Annotated in this window: 20 protein-coding genes and 1 rRNA gene; 18 read left to right on the top strand and 3 right to left on the bottom strand. The window is 51.4% G+C overall.

The window, feature by feature from the left end; all coding sequences use genetic code 11:
* Positions 1-100 (top strand): 5S ribosomal RNA (gene rrf, locus BUB68_RS05450); the annotation flags it as partial.
* Between the two features lie 88 nt (positions 101-188).
* Positions 189-620: a large conductance mechanosensitive channel protein MscL gene (gene mscL, locus BUB68_RS05445; RefSeq protein WP_073088794.1), complete on the top strand. Its 432-nt coding sequence runs from the start codon at positions 189-191 to the stop codon at positions 618-620.
* Positions 621-674: 54 nt separating this feature from the next.
* Here mscL and BUB68_RS05440 read toward each other — a convergent pair whose 3' ends face one another.
* The 3 genes from BUB68_RS05440 to BUB68_RS05430 form a co-directional block, all read right to left on the bottom strand.
* Positions 675-2,696 carry an alpha amylase C-terminal domain-containing protein gene (locus BUB68_RS05440; protein ID WP_073088791.1) on the bottom strand — a complete coding sequence of 674 codons (2,022 nt, stop codon included), beginning with the start codon at positions 2,694-2,696 and terminating at the stop codon, positions 675-677.
* A 232-nt stretch (positions 2,697-2,928) separates the two neighbouring features.
* On the bottom strand, positions 2,929-3,801 hold the full coding sequence (locus tag BUB68_RS05435; protein ID WP_073088789.1) for a response regulator: 873 nt from the start codon (positions 3,799-3,801) through the stop codon (positions 2,929-2,931).
* Complete coding sequence (locus BUB68_RS05430) at positions 3,779-5,131, bottom strand: sensor histidine kinase (protein WP_073088787.1); 1,353 nt, start codon at positions 5,129-5,131, stop codon at positions 3,779-3,781. Before BUB68_RS05430 ends, BUB68_RS05435 begins: the two co-directional genes overlap by 23 nt.
* A gap of 174 nt (positions 5,132-5,305) precedes the next feature.
* Between BUB68_RS05430 and BUB68_RS05425 the strand changes: the two genes are divergently transcribed.
* From BUB68_RS05425 to BUB68_RS05350, 16 genes are all read left to right on the top strand, one after another.
* The gene (locus BUB68_RS05425; protein WP_073088784.1) at positions 5,306-6,730 is read left to right on the top strand and encodes a DASS family sodium-coupled anion symporter; all 1,425 of its coding nucleotides are present in this window, start codon (positions 5,306-5,308) and stop codon (positions 6,728-6,730) included.
* Between the two features lie 214 nt (positions 6,731-6,944).
* A complete protein-coding gene (locus BUB68_RS05420) occupies positions 6,945-8,336 on the top strand; it encodes an aspartate ammonia-lyase (protein WP_073088782.1) in 1,392 nt (463 codons plus the stop codon).
* 207 nt (positions 8,337-8,543) lie between these two features.
* Complete coding sequence (locus tag BUB68_RS05415; protein ID WP_073088779.1) at positions 8,544-10,079, top strand: organic solvent tolerance protein OstA; 1,536 nt, start codon at positions 8,544-8,546, stop codon at positions 10,077-10,079.
* Between the two features lie 5 nt (positions 10,080-10,084).
* Entirely contained in the window at positions 10,085-11,071 is a 987-nt protein-coding gene (locus BUB68_RS05410; protein ID WP_081371867.1) for a bifunctional heptose 7-phosphate kinase/heptose 1-phosphate adenyltransferase, read from the top strand.
* 10 nt (positions 11,072-11,081) lie between these two features.
* A complete protein-coding gene (gene rfaE2 / locus BUB68_RS05405) occupies positions 11,082-11,543 on the top strand; it encodes a D-glycero-beta-D-manno-heptose 1-phosphate adenylyltransferase (protein ID WP_073088777.1) in 462 nt (153 codons plus the stop codon).
* Positions 11,544-11,547: 4 nt separating this feature from the next.
* Positions 11,548-12,564 carry a glycosyltransferase family 9 protein gene (locus BUB68_RS05400; RefSeq protein ID WP_073088775.1) on the top strand — a complete coding sequence of 339 codons (1,017 nt, stop codon included), beginning with the start codon at positions 11,548-11,550 and terminating at the stop codon, positions 12,562-12,564.
* A gap of 1 nt (position 12,565) precedes the next feature.
* A complete protein-coding gene (locus BUB68_RS05395) occupies positions 12,566-14,509 on the top strand; it encodes an LTA synthase family protein (protein ID WP_073088772.1) in 1,944 nt (647 codons plus the stop codon).
* Entirely contained in the window at positions 14,506-15,690 is a 1,185-nt protein-coding gene (locus BUB68_RS05390) for a glycosyltransferase family 9 protein (protein ID WP_073088770.1), read from the top strand. The genes BUB68_RS05395 and BUB68_RS05390 overlap by 4 nt, the downstream gene beginning before the upstream one ends.
* Before the next feature lie 3 nt (positions 15,691-15,693).
* On the top strand, positions 15,694-16,671 hold the full coding sequence (gene rfaE1, locus BUB68_RS05385; RefSeq protein WP_073088768.1) for a D-glycero-beta-D-manno-heptose-7-phosphate kinase: 978 nt from the start codon (positions 15,694-15,696) through the stop codon (positions 16,669-16,671).
* A gap of 15 nt (positions 16,672-16,686) precedes the next feature.
* Positions 16,687-17,673, top strand: a complete 987-nt coding sequence (rfaD, locus tag BUB68_RS05380; protein WP_073088765.1) for an ADP-glyceromanno-heptose 6-epimerase — start codon at positions 16,687-16,689, stop codon at positions 17,671-17,673.
* Entirely contained in the window at positions 17,657-18,187 is a 531-nt protein-coding gene (locus BUB68_RS05375; RefSeq protein ID WP_073088763.1) for a D-glycero-alpha-D-manno-heptose-1,7-bisphosphate 7-phosphatase, read from the top strand. The genes rfaD and BUB68_RS05375 overlap by 17 nt, the downstream gene beginning before the upstream one ends.
* Before the next feature lie 292 nt (positions 18,188-18,479).
* On the top strand, positions 18,480-20,510 hold the full coding sequence (locus BUB68_RS05370; protein WP_073088832.1) for an LTA synthase family protein: 2,031 nt from the start codon (positions 18,480-18,482) through the stop codon (positions 20,508-20,510).
* Between the two features lie 52 nt (positions 20,511-20,562).
* Positions 20,563-22,101: an L-lactate permease gene (locus tag BUB68_RS05365; protein ID WP_073088761.1), complete on the top strand. Its 1,539-nt coding sequence runs from the start codon at positions 20,563-20,565 to the stop codon at positions 22,099-22,101.
* A 93-nt stretch (positions 22,102-22,194) separates the two neighbouring features.
* Positions 22,195-22,953 carry a glycosyltransferase family 2 protein gene (locus tag BUB68_RS05360; protein WP_073088758.1) on the top strand — a complete coding sequence of 253 codons (759 nt, stop codon included), beginning with the start codon at positions 22,195-22,197 and terminating at the stop codon, positions 22,951-22,953.
* A gap of 2 nt (positions 22,954-22,955) precedes the next feature.
* Entirely contained in the window at positions 22,956-23,915 is a 960-nt protein-coding gene (locus BUB68_RS05355) for a glycosyltransferase family 8 protein (protein WP_073088756.1), read from the top strand.
* Positions 23,915-24,817 (top strand): VirK/YbjX family protein, encoded by a 903-nt coding sequence (locus tag BUB68_RS05350; protein ID WP_073088753.1) that lies wholly within the window; start codon positions 23,915-23,917, stop codon positions 24,815-24,817. Before BUB68_RS05355 ends, BUB68_RS05350 begins: the two co-directional genes overlap by 1 nt.
* Positions 24,818-24,828: the final 11 nt, after the last annotated feature.

Raw genomic sequence — 24,828 nt, 5'->3', positions numbered from 1 at the left:
AGTGGTTCCACCTGTTCCCATACCGAACACAGTAGTTAAGCACTCATACGCCGAAAGTACTTGTCTGGAGACGGACTGGGAGGATAGGGCGTTGCCAGTTAAGCGAAGCACCCTTACGGGTGCTTTTTTCGTGCATTTATGTTATACTGTCATTGTTGTTATTTATTCTATATAGAGGGGGATTATCTATGGTAGAAGAATTCAAGAAATTTATTATGCGTGGCAATGTTCTGGACATGGCTGTCGGTATCATCATCGGTGCTGCCTTCGGCAAGATTGTGACCTCCTTTGTCAACGACATTCTGATGCCGCCGATTGGTCTCATTTTGGGGCATGTGGATTTCTCCAATCTGTTCATCAATCTGTCGGGCACTCCTGCGGCTACATTGGCTGAGGCCAAGGCTGCCGGCCTGCCGGTCATTGCCTATGGTTCTTTCCTCAATGTGGTGATTGATTTCCTGATTGTGGCCTTTGCGATTTTCATGCTGATCAAGCAGGTCAACCGCCTGATGCCCCAGAAAGAGGAAGAACCGGCTAAAGACCCCCGTCTCTGCCCTTACTGCAAGACGGAAATTCCCGATGAAGCCACCAAGTGTCCGCATTGCACTTCCAATCTTTAAGTTTTAGCGAAAAAAATCGCTGGAAAGCAATTTTGCTTTCCAGCGATTTTTCATTTATTTTTTCTTGCGCAGAACCACGGCACTGCGGGCAGGAATGTAGATTTTCAGCCATTCCTTGCCATCTTTTTCGTAGAGGGGGTCGAAGTTGGTCTTATGGATTACGCTGTCGTCAGCCAGCCCATTGCCACCAAATTCTACCGCATCGGTATTCAGTACCACTTCATATTTTCCCTTCGGCACTAAGAAGCCGTAGTCCGGGAAGGACTGTGTCGGAGAGAAGTTGAAGACAAAGACGAGGTCGCCACGGCTGTAAGCCAGGACCTGGTCGCCATCATTATGCCAGATTTCCACCACGGGCTGTTTCTGGAAATTTTTCACCTTTTGGATGGTGGTGAGCATTTCCCGGTCGAAGTCGCCAAGGTAGTGGTAGCAGAGATTCTGGTCATCGACCAGATGCCACTGGCGGCGGGCGTATTTGTAGCTCCAGCCGTTGCCTTCACGAGGGAAGTCAATCCATTCCGGATGGCCGAATTCATTGCCCATGAAGTTCAGATAGCCGCCGTTGATGGTGGAGGCGGTGACCAGACGAATCATCTTGTGCAGGGCGATACCTCTATCTACCATGCCATTGCGGTTGTCCTTGCTGAAGTGCCAGTACATATCGGCATCGATCAGGCGGAAGATGATGGTCTTGTCGCCTACGAGGGCCTGATCGTGGCTTTCGGCGTAGGAGATGGTCTTTTCATCGGCGCGGCGGTTGGTCATTTCCCAGAAGATGCTGGATGGTTTCCAATCCTCGTCCTTCTGTTCCTTGATGGTCTTGATCCAGTAGTCCGGCACATTCATGGCCAGACGGTAGTCGAAGCCGTAGCCGCCGTCCTCGAACTTGGCTGCCAGTCCCGGCATGCCGCTGACATCTTCAGCGATGGTGATGGCATGGGGCTTGATCTCGTGAATGAGTTTGTTGGCCAGGGTCAGATAGCAGATGGCGTTATCGTCCTGATGGCCATTGAAATAGTCGCCATAGTTCATGAAGGCTTCACCGAGGCCATGGCTGTAGTAGAGCATGGAAGTGATGCCATCGAAACGGAAACCATCGAAGTGGAATTCTTCCAGCCAGTATTTACAGTTGGACAGCAGGAAGTGGAGCACATCATCTTTGCCATAGTCGAAGCACAAGCTGTCCCAGGCCGGATGCTCGTGGCGGTCACCGGGATAGAAGAACTGATTGGGGTCACCGCAGAGATTGCCGAGACCTTCGACTTCATTCTTGACGGCATGGCTGTGGACGATGTCCATGATAACGGTCAGCCCCATCTTGTGAGCGGTGTCAATGAGGTCCTTGAGTTCTTCCGGCGTACCGCAGCGGCTGCTGGCGGCAAAGAAGGAGCTGACATGGTAGCCGAAGCTGCCGTAATAAGGATGCTCCTGAATGGCCATGATTTGGATGCAGTTATAGCCATCTGCCTTTACCCGGGGCAGGATATTTTCCTTGAATTCTTTATAGGTGCCCACTTTTTCCGCATCCTGCGCCATGCCGATATGGCATTCGTAGATAAGCAGTGGTGCGGTGTGCGGTTTGAATTTTGCATCATGCCAGACGAACTTCTTGCGCGGGTTCCAGACCTGAGCGGAGAAAATCTTTGTGTTCTCGTCCTGTACAACCCGCTGTGCCCAGGCAGGAATGCGTTCCCCTTCGCCGCCACGCCAGTGGACCTTCATTTTATACAGGTCGCCGTGCTTGATCTTGCCAGCAGGAATCTTGAGCTCCCAGTTGCCAGTGCCCGGAATATGTTCGAGCTTATAGGCTTCTTCTTCCTGCCAATTGTTGAAATCACCAATCAGATAGATGGCCAGCGCATTTGGAGCCCATTCGCGGAATACCCAGCCACGGCCCTGTTTGTGCAGGCCATAGTAAAGATGACCGCTGGCAAAGTCTGACAAGGTACGCTTGCCGTTCTGTGTCAGTTGATCGATTTTCCAGACTGCGTGTTCATGACGTCCCCGAATAGCGTCCTCATAAGGTGCCAGCCATTCGTCATGTGCAATTAATCCTAATTGTTTGTTTTTTACCATTAATCTCGCTCCAACAGTCCTGTCTGTCGGAGCCTATCCCCCTAACTTGATAAAATTTTCCCTAACAAACAAACTTAGTATAACACATTTTTTACAAATTCGCTTTATTTATCGGAATAACTTGTAATAGTGTAAAGTTATCCACGGTTTGCTGTGGATAACATCGATAGTAATACACAGATTATCCCCAACAATTGGGGATAATGTGGATAAATCTGTGGATAACTGTGGATTAATTGTTTTTGGCATCATAGAGTGCATGGATGAACTTTTTCATGTTGATATGCACCTGGGAAAGGGTGGGTTTTTCATCATTTTCCAGCAGGCGCATCGTGCTGCGGATATCGTTGTAGTCAAAGTAGAGTGGCGCATAGTCTTCAAATTTAGGGTTGGTATAGTCCAGCACGCCCATACTGGCAACATTGATATGCCCTTGGAAAATGGTGCGGCGCAGGCGTTGTTCCATGGCTTTTGCTTCCCTGGCAGGGTCTTCGGCGCCTTGTTCTTCCGCGACAGCGGTAAACAGTGTTTTGAGAGCGGTGATTTCGCCGGCGTTTTTTTCGATATAGGCCATTATATTCAAGAGATCCTGAGCACCGGGAGCACTGCGGATGCCCAATTCTTTGAGCTGGGTTTCCGTGCGGGTGCGGCGGTCTTCCTTGGGCTGGGATGGCGTTGGTGATTTTTGGGGGGTAAGGCTCAGCAGGGAATTCTGCAGATTGTGAGCGAAGGATTCCAGACGCAGGTGTTCGCTGACGTTTTTTAGGACGCTGACGATTTCGTTGCGATTCAGAGGCTTCATGATGTAGTAATCAATGCCTTTTTCGTAAGCCTTGCCCACAAGGTCTTTGCTTTCCACTTGAGAAAGCATGATGATCTTGCCGGGAAAATCATCCTTGATGCGGCTCACGGCCTGGATGCCGTCAATGCCGGGCATCAGCATGTCGATGATCAGGATTTCGATATGCTGGCTCAGTAGCATTTCATTGCTCAGGTCCAGCGCAGTGGAGAGAGAGGCCGTTACATGGCCCAGATCATAGTCCTCAATGATGTCCTGTAACATCATGCGGACGGCGTCATCATCATCTATCAGCATTATATTCATAGTTTATCTCCTTTGCGGGTTTATGCAGTTTTTGGCAGGGCAAATCCAAATGGCAGGTCACGGTATCCTTGCCGTCAGAGGTAAGTGTGATTGTTCCGCCCAAGGTCTCAGTCTGGTGTTTCACATAAGTCAGGCCGACGCCGCTGGACGCTTTGCCAGTGCTGTCGAATTTTGTGGTATAGCCGGGGGTAAATACCCGTTCCAGACGTCTGGGAGGAATGAAGCTGCCTGTGTTCTCAATGGTAATCTTCAGCCGGCCATCGCCTGTGCCGCCGATGATGGTTATATTGATGGTGCCTCTGGTCTTGATTGCTTCAATGGCGTTGGCTGTAAGATTGTTGAGGATGGACAGCAGCATAAAGGAGTGGAGTGGAGGCAGGCCGGTGGGAACATTGACATGGAAAAATATTTCCTTTTGCAGGGATCGGGCATATTTTTTTTGAGTATGTACCATGAGTCTGACGATTTTATGCGGGGGAAGGTAGTCATCTACCCGGCGGTTCAGGGTCAGTTCCTGCAGGCCAGCGTAAATTCGCTGCTGGTTCTTCTTGATGTCGTGGCATTGGCCTGCAATGCGCAGGACTTCGTTGGCGATGGCTTCGTCTTCTGGCGTATGAGCTGCGTTTTTGAGACGCTCGTAGACATTGTAGCAGTCGTGGGTGATGTCTTCCGCGTTCTGCAGGGAGTTCTTGAGTTCGAATACCTCTTCATAGAGACCGGCAATCAAGGTGGTAAGCCGGTCTTTTTCCTTTGTCTTGCGGGCCAGGCGCATTTCGGTGTTGTAAAGCTGGAACAGGAAGAAGAAGGATAGGATGAAGAAACAGCGCAGGATGGCGATAAGCACCAGCCTGCCCAGCATGCCGAGCGTAAAGCTCTCTGCCTGCTGATAGGCGATGGCATTCATAGCGGCCAACTCACCGACGCTGGCGAAAATCTCGGCAATGATAGCCCAGAAGGCAATTCCCAAGGCCTGCTCATATATGGACTTGCGGGAGAGCTGTGGCAGGGCGAAGAACAGGGAATAGATGAAGTAGTAGAAGAAGTTGGGGATATGTTCGATCAGGGCAGCAGGGAATTCGACGCCATAGAACATATCCAGTCCCATGCGGAAGAGCATGACAGCTATGCCCGCGACTGCACCGGTGAACAGCCGGGGAAAATTACTGAGCCAGATCAGGAATAGCAGGAAAACCGGCGAACCGAAGCTGACGCGGAAATTAGCGAAATCACCGCTGAAGGGGTGCATCTTGGGTTCGCCGGCCAGTGGTACCAAGATAATCATAAACAGGAGAACCATCCAATCCTGACGGGTGATTTTTTCGTTGTTCATAAAGCGCTCCTAAACTGAAAAAAATAAATGAAAAAATAAATTTCGTTAATCAATCGGATTTCGTAGTTTTTTGTAGTCATGCTTTTATATTATTATCATCAATTATATCATAAGTCAATTTCGCAGATAAGAGTGGCTTATGTAAGGGATTCATATTTTTAGGAGGGATTAGAGATGTCTGATTCTAAAGGCGGGTTGAGCCCGCTGATCCGTGGCCTGATGTGCGTGGCCATCGGTGCTATCATCTGGTTCATTCCGGCACCTGCCGGAGTAACGGCTCAGGCCTGGGGCCTGTTGGCAATCTTCATTGCCACTATTGCCGGTTTCATTCTCCAGCCGATGCCAATCGGTGCGATTGCCCTGATTGCGTTGACGCTTCTGCCGATTCTCGGGATCATGAAGACTGGCGAGGCTTTAGCGGGCTTTTCCAATACGACCATCTGGCTGATCGTATCGGCCTTCATGTTCGCAGAAGGCTTTATCAAGACTGGTCTGGGCAAACGCATTTCCTATATGCTCCTGTCCAAGTTCGGCAGCAGCACCTTGCGGGTTGCTTATGTCATGAGTGCCGCTGACTTCGTCATTGCACCGTTCACGCCGTCCAATACGGCTCGCGGCGGTGGTATCATCTTCCCGATTGTCCGCAGTATCACGGCGGCTGTCGGCTCTGATGCGGAGAAGAAAACCAATGTGCGTACGGGGGCATTCCTGATGTTCAGTGCTTATGCTGCCGTTATCACATCTGCTTGTATCTTCCTGACGGGCGCTTCCAACAACGTGCTCTGCAATACGCTGGCTCAGCAGATCTTCGGTACGTCCATTGGCTGGGGCGACTGGTTCCTGGCCTGCATCATCCCCGGTCTGATCCTGACCGTGGCTACGCCGTATATCCTCTATAAACTCATCAATCCGGAACTCAAGAATACTCCGGAAACCATGGAACTGGCCAAACGGGAACTGGCAGAGATGGGCCCCATGAGCACGAAGGAAATAATCCTGAGCTTCATCTTCGTGATTGCCTTGATTCTCTGGGCTACCGGTTCCTATCATGGCATTGATTCCGCGTTTGTGGCTCTGCTGGGACTTTCGGCAATGCTTCTGACGAGAATCCTCGATTGGTCTGATGTGGCACATCAGCATGCCGCCTGGGATGTACTCGTCTGGATGGGCGTGTTGGTCAATATGGCCGCCTTCCTGTCCAAATTCGGTCTGATGAAATGGTTCGCGGATGTGATGGCTGCGCAGTTTGCAGGCATGGAATGGCTGACCATGCTGGTAGTGCTGAGCATTATCTATACCATGGCTCATTATCTGCTGGCTAGTAACTCTGCTCATATCATGGCTTTGTTTGCAGCTTTTGCCACGATCCTCGTAGCTGCCGGTGCTCCGGTACTGGGCGTGCTGATCCTGTTCGGTGCACTCTGCAACAGTGCATCCTTCCTCACGCATTATGGTTGCGGCGTTACTCCGATTTTCTTCGGTGCCGGCTTCATGGGCCAGGGCGAATGGTGGAAGATCGGTTTCATCATCACGGTGTTGCATATCGTGGTCTGGATGGGCGTTGGCCTGCCGATCATGAAGATCATTGGAATGTTGTAAGTAAAGAAGGCGCCCATTCTTGGGCGCCGGGATTACCTCAAGTAAATTTGTGGACAATTTTTCAAAAATGTACTTGCATGTATTCTGTATACATGATACAATGAGAAACAAGTCAAGAGATTGGTGCCAAACGATAAAAAACGCGGCAATCTCTGGCGGTTAAAAATGTGATGTGTGTTGTTTCTATATAAGATGGAAAGGAACGTGGATAAAAATGAGAACAGAGCATGATTTCCTTGGTGAACTGCAGGTACCGGATGATGTATACTATGGTGTGCAGACCACCCGTGCAATGGAGAATTTCAAGATCACGGGGCAGCGGATCGATACTGACTTCGTGCAGGCTTATGCCAAGGTAAAGAAGGCCACCATTATGGCGAATATGTCCACTGGCCGCATGCCGAAAGAAGTTGGCGAACCGCTGATCCAGGCTGCTGACGAAATCATCGCTGGCAAGATGTTGGATCAGTTCCCTGTAGACCCGATTCAGGGTGGTGCCGGTACTTCTGTGAACATGAATGTCAACGAAGTTCTCTGCAACCGGGCATTGGAAATCATTGGCAAACCGAAAGGCAGCTATGATATCATCAGCCCGAACAACCATGCCAATATGGCTCAGTCCACGAACGATACCTTCCCCACCAGCATCAAGGTCTGCCTTTCCTACAAAGGCAAGAAACTGACGGCAGCTCTCGAAAGACTGGCCAAGGAGCTGGACAACAAGGGTGAGGAATTCAAGGATATCCTCAAGATGGGCCGTACGCATCTGCAGGATGCTGTACCCATCACGCTGGGACAGGAAATGCAGTCCTATGCATCGGCTGTGCGCCGCGGTGCTGAACGCATCAATCATGCCATTGACACCATCCATGTGGTGAACATGGGCGGTACGGCAGTAGGTACCGGTCTCAATGCTGAACCGGAATACATCAAGAAAGTTGCCGAAACCCTGTCGGAAGTGACCGGCGAGAAATATGTGACTGCTGACAACATCATCGATGCCACCAACAACACGGACGGCTTCTCCGATGTGTCCAGCGCCATGAAGACCACGGCTCTCGTGCTCATCAAGATGGCCAATGATTTCCGTCTGATGGCTTCTGGTCCGCGCTGCGGTCTCAACGAGCTCAAGCTGCCCATGCGTCAGCCGGGTTCCTCCATCATGCCGGGCAAGGTCAACCCCGTTATCGCTGAAGTTCTCGACCAGGCCTGCTATCAGGTGGTGGCTAATGATATCGCGGTATCCCTGGGTGTTGAGAACGGCCAGTTCGAACTCAACGTCATGGAGCCGGTCATCAGCTTCAATCTGTTCAACTCCATGAAGTATCTGACCAATGCAGTAGATACTTTCGTGGACAAGCTGCTCCTCGATCTGCAGCCCAATAAGGAACAGTGCCAGGAATGGCTCGACAAGAGCGTGGGGATCGTCACGGCTATGCTGCCGCATATCGGCTATGAGAACTCCGCAATGATTGCCAAGGAAGCCTACAATACGGGCCGTCCGGTGCGTGAAGTCATCCTCGAGAAGGGCCTTATCTCCAAGGAACAGATGGAGAAGATCCTGCAGCCGAAGGAAATGACGACTCCGGGTATTGCCGGCAAATAAATCGCCAGACAAATAACATTTCCATATAAGCAGCTATCTCCCTTTTGGGAAGGTAGCGCAAAGCGCGGGTGTCCAGTGGACACCCGCGCTTTGCGTCCTTGAAGGGGAGGGCTTTATAATACTTTTTATGGAAAAATACATGGATAAGCGTTATAATATAGAAGATTGACGAGAAAGTTGAATTCCTAAACGATAGGAGAATCTTTGATGAATAAACACAGGCTGGCGGGGGTGCTCACGGTTGCATTGACCCTGCCTTTGATAAGTGGGACGGCAGCTGCTGACAACACTTATCGCGCAGATTCCGATACGGGTATCGAAGCCCTGGATTATATCGAAAATGAACATCGGGCTGAGCGGGAGAACCGCCTGACGGAAGAACAGAAGAAACTGTTGGCAGATGCGAAGGCGCTGGAGAAGAATCTGAACCATCCCTTCGATCCCAAGAAAGAGGCTGTCCCGGCAGTCTTTGAAGGTGAAGAACTGGTTTATGATGAGCGGGATGGCAGCTTCACCGCCAAGGGCAAGGTCGATATCCTGCAGATGGATGCACGTCGTTATCAAGGGGAATTGGTTACAGGCAACACCAAGCGTCAGGAAGTGGATATCCCGGACAAGGCGCATATCCTGCAGGTGCCCAAGAACGAGATGCGCATCACGCTGGATGGATACAAGGCACATTATAATTATGGCAAGAAGACCGGCTCCATTGAAGATGCAACAGGCAAGGTCGGTGCGCATTACATCACGGGCAAGCGCTTTGAATTCTATCCCGACAAGATCGTGGTCTACAATGGCACGGAAACGAAGTGCGGTGCGAAGAAACCGGATTATCATCTGAGCGCCGATAAGCTCACCTACTATCCACAGCAGAAAATTGTTTTGGAGAATGTGAGATTCCATGTGCGGGGCAAGACTCTCTTCACACGCAAGCATTATGAGGTAGACACATCGCCAGACAAGAAAGATCATGTGTTCCCGCGGGTGGGCTATAACAGTGATGATGGGGCATATATCCGATGGGATCTGTCATTCCCCGTCCGGCCCAATCTGAATGTGAACACCAACCTCCATGTGAATACCAAGGATGGCTGGCGCAGTAATTATGACCTGACCTGGCAGAATCGCGGCATGAAGACGGGGGTCACCTATGGGCATTTTGAAGATGGTGACAGCAAGTGGATCAAGAAGGAACCGTCCGTGTTCTGGAATTATAGTGATCATATCGGCAAGTCACATTTCATTTATGGCTTGGGGACTGAATATGGCCGTTGGTATGGCAATGGCGTGCACAGTAATCATTCGGAGTACGGTGCGTCATTGGGGTATGACCCGATCAAATTCCATCGTTACACCTTGTATCTGAAAACCGGTTACAGCATTACCCGTGAATCCTATGATGACTCCCGGGTGAATGGCTGGAGCTATGATGCTGTGATGACCAAGGATTTCAATGACAGATGGGCTGCCTACGCAGGATATCATTACAATAAGAAGAATCAGAGCAATACGTTGTTTGATTACGATAATGATGGCTATTCCAAGAAGCTGGAAGGCGGCTTCAGTTATCGGATCGATGATATCAATCGCGTTGCTGTGGGCACGAAGTATGATTTGGATCATCGGAAATGGAAAAATATTGACTATTATTGGTACCATGATCTGCATTGTTCGCAGATTATTGTCCGTTATAAATCCAAGACGAACCAGATCAGTTTACGTTGGCAGTTTACACCGTGGTGATAGAGATGAAGCAAGAATTGACAAGTATTGTGGAGGAATTCCAAGGCAAGAATATCCTGGTGATCGGGGATATGGTGGCGGATATTTATGTTGATGGCCGCATTTCCCGTATTTCCAGGGAAGCTCCGGTGCTGGTCTTACAGCAGGCAGGAGAAAAAGTGGTGGCTGGCGGTGCTGCCAATGTGGTCAATAATGTGGCCACGTTGGGGGGCAATGTTTTCGCGGTCGGCCTTTTGGGCCTGGATAGTGCAGCCAAGGGGTTGAAGGATGCCTTGGAAGCGAATGGTGCCCATACAGATGGTTTATTCTGCGATGAAAAACGTCCGACCATTTCCAAGACCAGGATCATAGCCGGAGGCCGGGCCACGGTAAGCCAGCAGATCGTGCGTATTGACAAGGAAAGCGACAAGCCAATGCAGAAAGCCCATGAATCCCAGATCATGCAGTATCTGAAGGGGCTGTTGCCTGAAATGGATGGCGTTGTTTTGAGTGATTATGGTTCAGGCACGATTACGGATGCCTTGCAGCAGCAGTTGATTGCTTATTGCCGTGCGCATGATATTCCCAGTATGGTGGACAGCCGATATGATATTCACCGGTTCAAAGGTATTGGTTATGTGAAGCAGAATGATGCGGAACTTTCTGCTGCCGTTGGTCGGGAGTTGGATGATGATGAAAGCATTTTTGCCGCCGGGCAGGAACTCATGGCGGAATTGCAGGCAGATGGTGTCCTGGTGACCCGGGGAGAGAAAGGGATGGTGCTGCTGGAAAAGGATGGCGCTATCCACGATATTCCCGTGTCTGACCGCAGTGAGGTCTTTGATGTGTCTGGTGCTGGTGATACCTGTGTGGCTACGGTCATCCTGGCGCTGGCAGCAGGTATAGAACCGGCTAAGGCTGCTGAGCTGAGCAATATCGCCAGTGGCATTGCTGTACGCAAGCTGGGGACGGCAACGGTTTCCAGTGATGAGTTGCGCCGGGCTTTGCGTTAAAGGAGTTTTTATGGTCATTGAACGTAACGATATAGAAAAATTGGCGGAAATACTTCGTAAAGGCGGCCAAAAGGTTGTCTTTACCAATGGTTGCTTTGATATCCTGCATGCCGGGCATGTGACCTATCTGGAAGCCGCCAGGGCACAAGGCGATGTGCTGATCCTGGGCTTGAATACGGATGAATCCGTGCGCCGGCTGAAAGGCCCGGAACGGCCCATCAATAGTGAAATGGACAGGGCAAAGGTCGTAGGTGCACTGAAAGCCGTAGACTATGTGGTGTTTTTCGGTGAGCAGACTGCGGAGGCTGTGATCGCTGAAGTCAAGCCGGATGTTTACGTCAAGGGCGGTGATTACACGCTGGAGACTCTGCCTGAAGCAAAGATCGTGCAGAGTTATGGCGGCAAGGTGGCCTTTATCGATATGGTAGAGGGGCGCTCGACGACGAATATAATCAAGAAGATAAAGAGCTAAGAGAATGAAAAATTTTTTAATCGTAAAGTTAAGTGCCATTGGTGATGTGATTCATGCATTGCCGGTGGCTTATGCTTTGAAAGAACAATATCCTGATTCTCATATTACCTGGGTGGTAGAACCACCTGCGTTTGAATTGGTTAGTATGAGCCCCTATATTGACGAGGTCATCCTCTTTGAGAAGAAGAAATTTAAGTCCATAGGGGGCTTTTTGCGTGAGTATGGTCCCATAAAGCGCAAGATCCAAAAGCGTCGTTATGATGCGGTGCTGGATTTGCAAGGCCTTTTCAAATCGGCGGCCATTGCCCGTTTGGGGCAGGCTCCGGTGAAGCTGGGCATGTGCAACATGCGGGAATTCAGCGATAAGATCTCCAAGCCTGTGGTGGGTGCTCATGCCAACGGTCATATTGTGGAGCGTTATCTGGATGTAGCCCGCGCTCTGGGGTGTCCTGTAAATGAAGTGCGGTTTACTCTGGACGTGCCGGATCGGGAGGCCAATCTGGCCCATCAGATCTTTGCGCAGGCTGGTGCCAATATGGACAATCCTTATGTGGTGCTGGCAGTAGGAGCCAACTGGCCAAACAAGCGCTGGCCAACGGAGTATTTTGCCGCACTGGCCGATTTCCTTTATGATCGCCAGCTGATTCCTGTGCTGGTAGGCGGCGGTATGGTGGATGAGCAGCGGGCGGCAGAAATCTGCAGCCATAGTGAGGTACCGCCGCTCAATCTGGTAGGACGGACGAATTTCAAGCAGTTGGCCTATATCCTGCAGAACACCCGCCTGACCGTAGGTGGTGATACCGGGCCTGTGCATCTGTCTGCCGGCCTGGGGACGCCGACCATCATGCTCATGGGGCCTACGGATGCGAACCGCAATGGCCCTTATGGGCAGCTGCACCATGCCATTGAAGTTGACCGGCCCTGCCGTTACTGTTGGCAGCGGGCCTGTCCAAAGCAGCTGGATTGCTTGGCGGCTATTACGACGGAACAGGTGTTGAAGAAGGTGGAGGAGATTCTCTAAGATGCGTTTGCAGGCTTATTGGAAAAACTGTCAGCTGGATCTGCGGCTGTTTTTGTTCCTGTTGGTTATGATGGCGGTCTATCGCCTGCTGTTCATGGCCAAATATGCGGGTGCCATGAGCGCGGATGCTGGATGGGCCGATATTTTGCTGGCGAATTTCACTGGTTTGCGCTTGTCTTTGAAAAGTGCAGGCGGCTTTGCTCTGTTGAGTTTTGTGCTGGTGACTTTGCCGGGACTGGTCTTTACCAGGTTCAACGGGGCAAGACTACGCTGGGGGATTGGGGCGTTGGGCTCCTTTATCCTGACGGTGCTGTTTCTGGCCCGCTTCCCTTATTATGAAGAATTCCGTATGACCTATGGGTTGCAGGTTTTTCAGGGGTGGCATGATGACCGGGCCGCAGTCCTGGGCATGATGATCCATGAATATCATCTGCTGCCGGGCCTGCTGGTGGCATTGCTGCTGGCTGCGATTTGGAGCTGGGGGCTGAAAAAGCTGCTGGCTTTGCCGCTCATAACGGTTTCTGGCGGACAGCGCCCCAAAACGGCGGCATTGGTATCCTTGCTGGTGACTGCTGCCTTCATCCTGGTATGCCGTTTCGGTGGCGGTGTTTCCTATGCTACCGGTGTGAATTGGGAAAATGCAGCGGTCACGGGAGATGATTTCCTGAATGAATGCATCCTGGATGATGTGCAGGCCATGTATCGGGCAATCAATCAGGAAAAACGCATGCGAGCGGGCGATATTTTTGGTGTAGACAAAGAACGGGCCGGGACGTTGACAGCTGCGCAGCTGGACCAGGATCTGACCCGCAAGGCTGCTGGTGCCAGCATTGCCAAACCGCGTCATATCTTCATCGTGCTGGGGGAAACCTGGGCACAGTGGCCGCTGTTGGATAAGTATGCAGATCTGCATTGCGCTGATGGCCTCAAGAGCCTGGTGGCTGCGGATAATTCTTACTATACGTCCCATTTCATGCCTAATGGAGATTTCACATCCGTGGCTATCACCGGCATGATCACAGGGCTTCCTGAGGTCAATGTGCGGGTCAATTATCAGCCCCGCAGCTTCAAGGAAATCTATCCCACCGCGTTGGCACAGCCCTTCCATGAACTGGGGTACAAGGTGGATTTCTGGTATGGCGGTACGCCTAATTGGGATAATATCGGACGGCTGGCTTTGGCACAGGGCTTTGATGCCTTTTATGGCTATCCTGATTACAAAGCAGAGAAAACCAATACCTGGGGCACCAACGACAGAAATCTGTTTCAGGCACTGGCAAATCATCTGACAGAGGAAGAACCCACCGTACATTTGATCATGACCACTTCGAATCATCCGCCCTATAATGTGGATCTGGCGGCAGAAGGTTTTGATGTGGATGCCGTGGAAGCAAAGGTACGGGAACTGATCCCTGATGAGTCCGACCCGCATAATCTGGCGGTGGAACTGGGCCATTATTATTACATGGACAAGGTCGTCACGGAATTTGTCCGGCAGACGGAAGCGGAATATCCGGACAGCCTTTTCGTAATCACAGGCGACCATGCTGTGCGCAGCAATCCCGGTGCCCATCCCACCATGTTTGAATTTCAGAGTGTGCCTCTGGTCATCCATGGTGCCGGTGTAAGAAAGGACATGCTGCCGGCAGAGGCCGTAGGTGGTCATATCGGTATCATGCCCACGCTGGTGGAAATGATTGCACCGCAGGGATTTGTCTACAAATCATTAGTACCGCCGCTGGGGCAATGGCCTGCCGCATTCAATCGCGATTTTTATGTGACGGATAAAGCGATGGGGCAGGTTGGCACGGATAAGATTGAAGGTCTGGCTGAGACGGAGACGGTGGACAGCGCAGCCGAACAGGATAAATTGCTGCCTTTCTTGCAGCAGGTGCGTACCTGGGGCTGGTGGCTGATCATGCATGCAGACAAAGAGGAGAAATGACGGTGTATCAAAATATATTGGTCATCAATCTGATGCAGATTGGTGATCTGATGCTGACAACCCCGGTGCTGGGTGCGTTGCGCAAGGCATACCCACAGGCACGGCTCACCTTGCTGGCAGATACCCGCTGGCGGGACTTAGTGGAGTGCAATCCCCATGTGGATCGGTGCCTGTTTATGGATAAGAAGGGCGCCGACAAGGGCTGGCGTTCCTTGTGGTGTTTCATTGGCAAGGTGCGGGCGGAGAAATTCGATTTGGTGATCAACCTTCATCGCAATGAGCGTGCCTCGGCAGTGGCGGCTTTCAGCGGGGCAAAAAAAATCGTGGGCTACAGCAAACCGCTCTTTGCCCTGTTCTTTGACCAGACCTTGCAGAATCCATCCATCGCCCATCATGTGGGCTGGGGACCGCTGGGAATGTTTCCGCCTCATAAATATGTTCCGGGATGGGAACATCAGGTACATGCGCATCTGCAGGTGCTGCGGGAAACGTTGGGCATCGAGCCCTTTGATGGCGGCTTGGAAATGGTCTTGAGCGAGGAAAACCAGCAAAAGGCAGACCGCTTGTGGCAGGAGCACTTCGCGCCTGAGGACAAGGTCATCGCCTTCAATATCGGTGCCAGCTGGGAAACGAAGCGGTGGCTGGATCGTTATTTTGCTGAGTGCGCCGATCGCTTGGTCGAGCAGGGGTATAAGATTGCTTTTTTTGGCGGCCCGATGGATAAGAGCATCGTGGAGAAATGCATCGGACAGATGGTCCACAAGGACAGCTCCTGCCTGCATATTTTTACCGGGCAGGTCAGCCTGGCCGTGCTGGCTGGACTGCTCCGCCATTGTTCGTTGATGCTGACTACGGATTCCGGCCCCATGCACATCGGCGTGGCCATGAACCTGCCAGTGATCACCATGTTCGGTGCCTCACCGGTGCCGGGATTCTATCCTTATGATGGACGTTCCGTGCTCCTGAAATCACCGGAAAAATGTCATCCTTGCGGCATCCATAAGTGTCCGCGGGAAGGTGCGGAGAATCTGGCCTGCATGAAAAAAATCCCTGTCCCGGTAGTCATGCATTTTGTTGAGGATCTGCTGGCGGAATATCAAGGGCAGCCCGCGTATAAATTGCCTTTGCATACGGGGAATTACCAATGCCGTGTGATTGAACTGACCAAGGGAGAATTCTGACATATGGATAAGAAAATCATGTATGATTTCATCGCCCATAAGACTGGAGACTGCCGTCTGCTGGTGGTGGGGGATGTGATGCTGGACAAGTATTACTATGGGGAAGTGACGCGTATTTCCCCGGAAGCCCCGGTGCCGGTTACGCATGTGACCGGCCAGAAGGAAACCCTGGGCGGAGCAGCTAATGTAGCGCACAATCTGGTGCGGCTGGAATGCCAGATTGGCATTGCCGGGTTTGTGGGAGATGATTACCACTGCCAGAGCCTGACGGATAAATTCACGGCCCGAGGCATTGATTATAAGGGGCTTATCACCACAGACCGTCCTACGACTACGAAGCTGAGAGTGATTGGCGGCCATCAGCAGATGCTTCGTCTGGATTTTGAGGAAGCTGAAGATGTTACTGGGGCGTTTGCTGACCGGCTTCATAATTTTGTGACGGCCCGCTTAGGTGAAGGCGTGGATGCCATAATCATCTCAGATTATGGCAAGGGAGCCTGTACGGCAGAAACCTGCCAGATGATCATTCAGGCGGCCAATGCGCAGGGCGTGCCCGTGCTGGTAGATCCTAAGGGCACGGATTGGGAGAAATACCGCGGGGCAGATTACATCACGCCGAACTTCAAAGAGCTGAATGCTGTTCTGCCAAAAAAAATCAAGAACCAGGATGAGGCGATTGAGGACGCGGCCCGTTTCGTGATGGATAAGTTCGGCATCAAACAGGTATTGGCTACCCGTTCGGAATTCGGCATGTCGCTGATCATGAAAGACAGTGCCCAGCATATTCCGACCAAGGCGCAGGAAGTGTTTGATGTATCCGGCGCCGGTGACACAGTGATCGGCGTGTTTGCGCTTGGGCTGGCCGGAGGCCTGGAGCCGGAAGTGAGTGCCTGCATGGCCAATCTCGCTGCCAGCGTGGTAGTGGCAAAGCTGGGCACTTATGCTGTAAGCAAAGAAGAATTGTTGGATGTCTTGAAATAAAGGGAGGCTGTTTTCATGATTATCGTAACTGGTGGTGCCGGATTTATCGGCAGCAATATTGTCAAGGAACTCAATCGCCGTGGCCGCACGGATATCCTGGTGGTGGATGACCTCAAGGACGGGCAGAATTACAAGAATCTGCGTGGCCTGAAGTTCATCGACTATCAGCATAAGGACGATTTCCTGCAGAGTATCGAAAATGATGATTTTGATGGCACGGATATCGATGCCGTATTCCATGAGGGCGCCTGCTCGGATACGATGGAATATGATGTGAATTACATGATGCGGGTGAACTATGAGTATTCCAAGTCCCTGCTGCATTTCTGCCTGCAGCATCGCATCCCGTTCCTCTATGCGTCTTCGGCGTCCACCTATGGCAGCGGCAGGAATGGTTTCCGGGAAGGGGATGAGTGCGAGGATGCACTGAATCCCTATGCTTTTTCCAAGTTGGCCTTTGACCGCTATGTGCGTCAGGTGATGCCGGAGGCTCGCAGCCAGATTGTAGGGCTGAAGTATTTCAATGTCTATGGCCCGCAGGAACATCATAAGGGCAAGATGGCTTCAATCTTCTATCAGCTTTACAATCAGATAAACGAAACGGGCAAGGTTCGCCTGTTCCAGGGCTGGGGCGAGATTGACGGTCAGCCGGTCAAGGACGGCGAGCAGCGCCGGGACTTTGTCTACGTAAAGGATGTGGTCAAGGTCAATCTCTGGTTCTGGGAGAACAAAGGCCAGAGCGGCATCTATAACTGCGGCACAGGTCATGCCCATACGTACAATGAGGTTGCGAATGCGGTGATTGCTGCTATGGGCAAGGGTGAAATAACCTATCGGGAGTTCCCCGAGGTGCTCAAGGGCAAGTATCAGAACTACACCGAAGCAGATGACACCAATCTGCTGGCTTCCGGCTACAATGAAGGCTTCTACGAAATGGAAGATGCGGTGAAGGAATATGTAGATTTCCTGGACAAAGGTGGATACTTTGACTACAACGAATAAAGCAAAGGCAGTTTTCTTTGACCGGGACGGTACGCTTAATGTTGATACGGAGTACCTGCATCGTACGGAGGATTTCATCTGGATCGAGGATGCCAGGGAGGCCATCAAATATGTCAATGACCGGGGGTATCTGGCGATTCTGGCTACCAATCAGAGCGGTGTGGCCAGAGGCTATTATCCAGAAGAAGACGTGAAGATAATCTACGACTGGATGAATCAGGATCTGGCGAAAATCGGCGCCCATCTGGATGCTCTTTACTACTGTCCGCATCATCCTCAGGGACCGCTGCCAGCCTATCGGAAAGTCTGTACCTGCCGCAAGCCGGATACCGGCATGATCGATGAAGCTTGCAAAAGATTCCATATTGACCGGTCACAATCTTATTTCGTAGGAGACAGCGACAGGGATATGGAATGCGCCCAACGGGCAGGACTTACAGGCATTCGCTATGTAAAGGGCAGCCTGTTGGAGCGGATAAAAGCGATAGATACGTCGGTGAAAACATTAGGATAATGCATGTTGCGCATTCGCAAGGGAATTTGCTTCTTTGCTGGACGCTATGTTGGGCGTGATATGCGCACAGCAGACGAAAACTAAATAAGGGGAAATTTTTCTGGAGCTGTGAAACGAGTATGAACGCGCCACCATTTCAGGGGGCTGCGGGAAGCGTTTTTCACAGCTCTTTTTGCCGTTCAGGAGGATTGGCTTGCGATAGTGTGAGAATAAAGTAGAATCTGGCAGGTATTTAGTGTATAATCACCCTGTAATACGATTGGATTTTTAGGGGACAGGGAGATGTATGTTATTGTTTGCTAGATTTTTTGAAGGGATACAGAGTGATTTATTGTTGACGCTATGGGTGTCTCTGCTTTGTGCGTTGTTCCGGGGGTTATTCATCTGGAAATTTGCGCCAGCGGCTTCCCGCCGGGATTGGCGGCGGCTTTGGGGGTGTTTCCGCTATGGTTTCTGGTGGGGGATGGATCTCAACGCCTATGTCTTTTTGGCAGGTCTGGTGCTGGTGTCGCTGCCGTCTTGTTTTTTTCCTGCCTATCATGCCTGGGGCGGGGAGGTTCGTACGGCCATGTTCCTTCTGTATGCAACGGCGATATACCTTGCTTCCTGGGGGAATATGCTGTTTTATTATCACTTCCATGACGTATACAATGCTACGGTGCGTCTGGGAAGGAATGCGGATAAGAAAAACCTGGCGGACATCTTTTTCAATCAGAATGGCGGCGGCTGGATATTGGCGGGCTTCATTCCTTATGGTCTCGTCTGTGCGGGGGGCGCATACCTTCTGTGTCAGCTGCCGAAGCTTCCCTATGTCTCGTTGGAAAATGCCTATCTGCAATATGCATTGAATGGTCTGGTCTTTGTCTTGTCCGTGGTGTTCTTTTACTGGCTGCGTTATGGCGGCACGCTGGAACACCGGAATAAACCGGAATGGGATGAGGTACCGGCTGATGTCAAGCAGGATGCTTTCCTGGGTAAGATGACCATGGATGCCTTGGTGGCATTGAAGACGGCCTGGCATCTGCATTACAGTGATACGCTGGAGCACAGCGATGAAGAAGCACAGGCCATCATGGAGAAAGTTTTTCCAGTACAGGATTGGCAGCAGCCCTGGGATACTTTCAAGCGGCGGGCTGCAGGGGCCAGGATAACGAAGCCGCGGAAGATCTTCCTGCTCTTTGGGGAGAGTCATGGGCAGGCGCCATTTGATCCGTTGTATGACAAGCTTAATCTCATGGAGGGGAGCAAGAAACTGCGCCAGGACCCGCATACCCTGGTGCTCGATAACTTCCTTTCTGGTGGCATGATTTCAGCACCGTCGCTGGCCAGCATTTTGGCTGGGGTCTATGATGCCGATTTGGAGCTGAACGAAAATCTGGCCTTTTGGCGCGGGACTACGCCCCTTTCCATGGCTTATCAATTGGAACGATTGGGCTATCATACCGCCTTTTGGTACGGTGGAGGCCTTAATTGGGGCAGTCTGACCCATTTTGTACCGGCGACTGGCTTTGCGGAGTATCATGGGGGGCCGGATATCTGTGCGGATGATGCACCGCGCACCTGGCTGGGCGTCTATGACCATCTGTTTTTAGCAGAAGTGGCACAGCGGATCAAGCAATCGCCGGATGAGCGCTATGACTTCCATTTCATTTATACGACTTCCAATCATGGGCCTTATAACATGCCTTATGATGAATATGGTGCTGATCTGGAGCGGATCATGCCAGAGGCGCCTGTGGCCTTGAGGCAGGACAAGACCATGCGGCGCAAGATGCAGGGAATCTGGTATGCGGATCAGGCCTTGTGCAGATTTGTGGAAGACATGCGCAGGCAATATCCGGATGCGTTGTTTATTGTCACAGGTGACCATACCACGGGGCTTATCCCTTATCAATATGGTGTGACGGAGCGGGAGGAGCCGTCCATGCGCGAATATTTGCTGACCTCCTTTGCCATGCATCATCGGGAGCTGACCGCGGATATGCTGGCTGGCAATACCATTGGTGGGCATCTGCAGATATTGCCTACCCTGCTGGAACTTATCGCACCTGCTGGTCATGAATACCATGCGTTGCTGCCGTCCCTGACCAATCCGGTTGACCGGGTGGTTACGCCTTATTGCTGGCTGACCCCGGAAGTGGTCGGTAACTATAGCAGCCGGAAGCAACAGTCCCTGCAGGTTTCGGCCAAACTGCTGCCGGAGGAAGAAGCCTTCGCGTTTGCGGAGGAGAGAGCGGCCTTATGTGAATTCAGTGGTTATCTGGTCAAACATCCGGAATTATTGATTCCAAAACAGGAATTGACTCATGCTGTGACGAACTAACAGTTATAGAAGTTCGCATGAAAAAGTTGAATAAGATGAAGAGGTGAGTCGCGTGACCTTGTTGTTTTTTGCCGTCCTTCCCATCTTGTGGCTGATTGTTGCCTTGTCAGGGCTGAAGATGGCGGCTTGGAAAGCGTGTCCTGTGGCGTTGCTCCTGTCCCTGTTTGCCAGTGTGGCTTATTTTGGTATGCCTCTCGATTACATGGGTAGTGCTGTCTTAGAAGGGACGGCATTGGCCTGTTGGCCCATTCTCTTGATCATTACAGCTACGATTTATACGTATCATCTGTCTGTGCATACCGGTGGCATGGAAATCATCAAGGCTATGCTGAATTCGGTCAGCAGTGATTATCGGGTACTCATCCTTTTGATTGCTTTTGGCTTCGGTGGTTTTTTGGAGGGCATGGCTGGCTTTGGTACGGCGGTGGCTATCCCGGCCAGCATGCTGGCCGGGATGGGGATAAATCCAGTCAGCGCTGTGGCCGTGTGCTTAGTGGCCAATTTCGTGCCTTCGGCCTATGGTTCCATTGGCATTCCGCTGGTGACATTGTCGGGAATCATGGGGACGGATTCGGCACAGCTGGCTACTTATGTGGCGTTGCAGATCAGTTTGTTAGGTTTATTCTGTCCTTTCCTGATGGTGATCATCGCCGGGGGCGGATTCCAGGCCATCAGGGGCATGGTGCCTGTGTGTACGGCGGCGGGGCTTAGCTATGTGCTGGCTCAATTGGCAGTATCCTACTTCCTGGGGCCGGAACTGGCGGGGGTGGCCGGTGCTATTTGTACGATGGGCGCCATTATCGGGACGGTGAGATTCTTCCCGCAGGATAATCCTGCCTATGTATTGCAAAAGGCGGAAATTCCAACCGTGACACAGCGGCAGGCGTTTATGGCGTGGCTGCCTTTTGTCCTGATCTTCATTCTGCTGTTGCTGACCAGCAAGTTAGTGCCGACCATCTACGATTCGATTTCGCAGGTGCGGACGTCGGTGCTGATTTACCGGGGCGAAGGCGGCATGCCTTATACCTTCCATTGGATTGCTACGCCGGGGATGGTGATTCTTTTTGCCACCTTTGTCAGCGGGTTCATTCAGAAAAACTCCCTGAGTGATATGCTGGATGTCCTGCGCAAGACTCTGGTCAGCTTGCGGCCGACATTCGTCACGATCATTTCGATCATCGCCACGGCAAAGGTCATGGGCTATAGTGGCATGACCACTACCATTGCTGACCATACTGTGGCGGCTACGGGCATGATGTATCCGGCTATTGCCGCCTTCATCGGCTCGGTGGGCGGCTTCATCACGGGCTCGGCTACCAGTACCTGCATCCTGCTGGGGAAATTGCAGATGGATGCGGCCATTGCCATTGGCGCACCGCTGGACACGCAGATTTGGATTGCGGCGGCTAATGCTACGGGCGCCTGCGCGGGCAAGCTCATTGCTCCGCAGAGTATTGCCATTGGCGTAGCGGCTATCGGTGTGGCAGGAAAAGGCAGTGAAAGCCAATTGCTGGCGCTGTCGATGAAGGTTTATCTGCCATTTATCCTGCTGTTGGGAGCACTGGTTTACTTTGGTGGCAGCTTGCTGTAAATTTTGAAATCCGCACGAATCGTGCGGATTTTTTGTTTGTTATGTAGTATAATTAAACTTAGTGCTTTAGGCTCATAGGAGAATAGAAAAAATATGTCAAAATTAGCAGTGATCATTCTGACAAGGAATGAAGAAGCCAATATAGGGGAAGCTATGGAAAGTGCGGCTTTTGCCGATGAGATTGTGCTGGTGGATTCCGGAAGCACAGATAGGACGCAGGAACTAGCTGAAAAACAAGGCGCGAAGTTTGTCAGCCATCCCATGGATGAGGAGGGATTTGCGGGCCAGCGCAACTTTGCCCTGACACAGACGACAGCGGATTGGGTATTTTACCTGGATGCAGATGAACGAATCACGCCGCAGGGGCGGGAGAAAATCCGGCAGATTGTGGCGCAGAATGCCCAAAAGACCTATAAGGTGGAGCGGAAAAATATCGTGTTCGGGCAGTTGATGAATTATGGTGTGCATCGCCCGGATTATGTTGCCAGACTCTTTCCCCGTACGGCGGTGAAATGGCAGGGCGTGGTGCATGAGGGCGTACAGACGGATCTGCCGCAGGAGAGACTTACGGATGTTTTGCGGCATTATACTTACACCAGCTGGCAGCAGTATTTTACCAAGTTCAACCGGTATACGACGCTGGCAGCTGAGGAACTGGCACAGCGGGGGAAAAGAACCAGCAGCTTGGGGATTATCGGACATGCGGGGGGCGCTTTCGTCAAAGCATATATCCTGAAAAAGGGATTCCTCGATGGGTTCCTGGGCTTTGTTATGTCCTTTATGGCTATGGCCTATGCTTTGACCAAGTATCTGAAGCTGCAGAACATCTATCGATTGCGTGACAGGAGCTGAATATGGCGGAAAATCAGGAAATCAATATCGTCTTTGCCAGTGATGACAACTACATACAGCATGCTGTTGTGGCCATGATGTCGATTCGGTGCAATACCAGTGAGGAAAACAAGCTGCGTTTCTTTGTGCTGGCTGACAATATCGCTTCGGCCAATCAGGAAAAGGCGCAGGCAAGTTTTGCAGACCGCAATGCGGAGGTATACTTTATTCCTGTGGATGATGCACCCTTTGCCGATTTCTTTGTCAGTGGGCAGCTGAGCCGTACGGCCTATTTTCGGCTGAAGATGGCAGAACTGTTGCCGCCGGAGGTAACGAAGGCCATCTATCTGGATTGCGATTTACTGGTGTTGGGGGATATTGCTGAGCTTTGGACCTTCAATATGGCAGGACAGCCGCTGGCGGCTGTGCCTGATTATGGGATCATGGCCTCCCATAAGGACTGGCCCCGCAAACAACAGACCTTGTCGCTGCGGCCTGCAGACTCGTACTTCAATTCCGGGGTGCTGCTGGTGGACGTGGCAGCCTGGCGCAGGTGCGGTTATGGCCAGGCTGTCTTGGATCTGGCCCATCAGGAAGATTACCAGCACCATGATCAGGATGCGTTGAACAAAGTCTTTTATGGCAAATGGGTGGAACTGCCGTTGCGTTGGAATGTGATTCCGCCTATCTGGAATATGTTCCTGAAAATCCTGCGCAAAAAGTCGTTTCGCCAAAAGGCGCTCGCAGCGCGCCGTCATATCGCCATCCTGCATTATGCTGGTGGTTACAAGCCCTGGGAATATCGGGAAATTCCCTCCTTCAATGCTGCGTATTACCGCTATTTCCGGGAAACGGCATTCCGTGATGAAGTCATGCCCCGCATGGATAAACGTCGCAGGGGTCGTTCTATCAGCCGCCAGTTATGGCGGTTGCGGATTGCGGATTTTTGGCAAGGGATTTTGGGCAATGAAGAGGAGAAGTAATGTTGAATTATACTGAGATCGGCAAGAAAATATATAATCTGGAAAATCCGCGGGAATATCACCGCTATGTCGTATTCCGAGCAAGATGCCTGTTACATCCCCAGCGCATGAAGCGCTTGGAAAAATTCTTTGCCAGCAATGAGCTTTTGGCGAAGATTGCCGATGTATATCCTTTTGTCTATGAACAGCCTACCCGGGCATTCTTTTACAATAAATCTACGTTTGCTGAACGGGCGGAGCTGGTGGAACAGCATATGACCTATCTGATTGAGCAGTTGAAGCCACAGGAGGTTGTTGACCTCTATTCCTGTCGGGAACAGCTGCTTTGGGAATCTGCTGACGAAGGGGAAAAATTGCGGCTGCGCCTGTTCTTCCATCCCGGTCAGCGCAAGGAAGGGCTGTTGTCCCTGATCCTTTCAGCTGACGGAAAGGGAGATCTTTACCAGATGATGTTCTGGATCGCCCCGGATAAGAGTGGGGATTGGTCTTTATGGATCGGTGCCATGCAGGGCCCCAATATGGAGGACGCTCGGGATATCATCAAACAGATCACGAAACGCTGTCACGCTTACCGGACGAAGAATTTCATCCTCCATGCCACACAGGAAACAGCCAAGGCATTGGGACTGAAGCATATTTATGCCGTGACCAATTACGGCTATTATGCCATGAATCACATTCGCCGGGATCGCAAGCTCAAGACAAGTTTCAGTGATTTCTGGGCAGAATCCGGTGGCACGCCCTGCGAAGACAAGCGCTTCTATGAACTGCCTATGACGGAATATCGCAAAAGCATGGAAGAAGTGCCCACCCGCAAGCGGGCCAACTACCGCAAGCGCTATGCCCTGTTGGATGAGATTGATGCCGCCATTGCGGACAATATAAAAAAATTGCGGAAATAAGATGGACGGAG

It is taken from the genome of Pseudoselenomonas ruminantium, from assembly GCF_900142515.1.
Classification (GTDB): domain Bacteria; phylum Bacillota; class Negativicutes; order Selenomonadales; family Selenomonadaceae; genus Selenomonas_A; species Selenomonas_A ruminantium_D.
This window is presented reverse-complemented; position numbering and strand designations above follow the sequence as displayed.

Bases quoted from the DNA above. Each gene is read 5' to 3' on its own strand.
- mscL (WP_073088794.1), top strand. From the start codon at position 189: ATGGTAGAAGAATTCAAGAAATTTATTATGCGTGGCAATGTTCTGGAC.
- BUB68_RS05440 (WP_073088791.1), bottom strand. From the start codon at position 2,696: ATGGTAAAAAACAAACAATTAGGATTAATTGCACATGACGAATGGCTG.
- BUB68_RS05435 (WP_073088789.1), bottom strand. From the start codon at position 3,801: ATGAATATAATGCTGATAGATGATGATGACGCCGTCCGCATGATGTTA.
- BUB68_RS05430 (WP_073088787.1), bottom strand. From the start codon at position 5,131: ATGAACAACGAAAAAATCACCCGTCAGGATTGGATGGTTCTCCTGTTT.
- BUB68_RS05425 (WP_073088784.1), top strand. From the start codon at position 5,306: ATGTCTGATTCTAAAGGCGGGTTGAGCCCGCTGATCCGTGGCCTGATG.
- BUB68_RS05420 (WP_073088782.1), top strand. From the start codon at position 6,945: ATGAGAACAGAGCATGATTTCCTTGGTGAACTGCAGGTACCGGATGAT.
- BUB68_RS05415 (WP_073088779.1), top strand. From the start codon at position 8,544: ATGAATAAACACAGGCTGGCGGGGGTGCTCACGGTTGCATTGACCCTG.
- BUB68_RS05410 (WP_081371867.1), top strand. From the start codon at position 10,085: ATGAAGCAAGAATTGACAAGTATTGTGGAGGAATTCCAAGGCAAGAAT.
- rfaE2 (WP_073088777.1), top strand. From the start codon at position 11,082: ATGGTCATTGAACGTAACGATATAGAAAAATTGGCGGAAATACTTCGT.
- BUB68_RS05400 (WP_073088775.1), top strand. From the start codon at position 11,548: ATGAAAAATTTTTTAATCGTAAAGTTAAGTGCCATTGGTGATGTGATT.
- BUB68_RS05395 (WP_073088772.1), top strand. From the start codon at position 12,566: ATGCGTTTGCAGGCTTATTGGAAAAACTGTCAGCTGGATCTGCGGCTG.
- BUB68_RS05390 (WP_073088770.1), top strand. From the start codon at position 14,506: ATGACGGTGTATCAAAATATATTGGTCATCAATCTGATGCAGATTGGT.
- rfaE1 (WP_073088768.1), top strand. From the start codon at position 15,694: ATGGATAAGAAAATCATGTATGATTTCATCGCCCATAAGACTGGAGAC.
- rfaD (WP_073088765.1), top strand. From the start codon at position 16,687: ATGATTATCGTAACTGGTGGTGCCGGATTTATCGGCAGCAATATTGTC.
- BUB68_RS05360 (WP_073088758.1), top strand. From the start codon at position 22,195: ATGTCAAAATTAGCAGTGATCATTCTGACAAGGAATGAAGAAGCCAAT.
- BUB68_RS05355 (WP_073088756.1), top strand. From the start codon at position 22,956: ATGGCGGAAAATCAGGAAATCAATATCGTCTTTGCCAGTGATGACAAC.
- BUB68_RS05350 (WP_073088753.1), top strand. From the start codon at position 23,915: ATGTTGAATTATACTGAGATCGGCAAGAAAATATATAATCTGGAAAAT.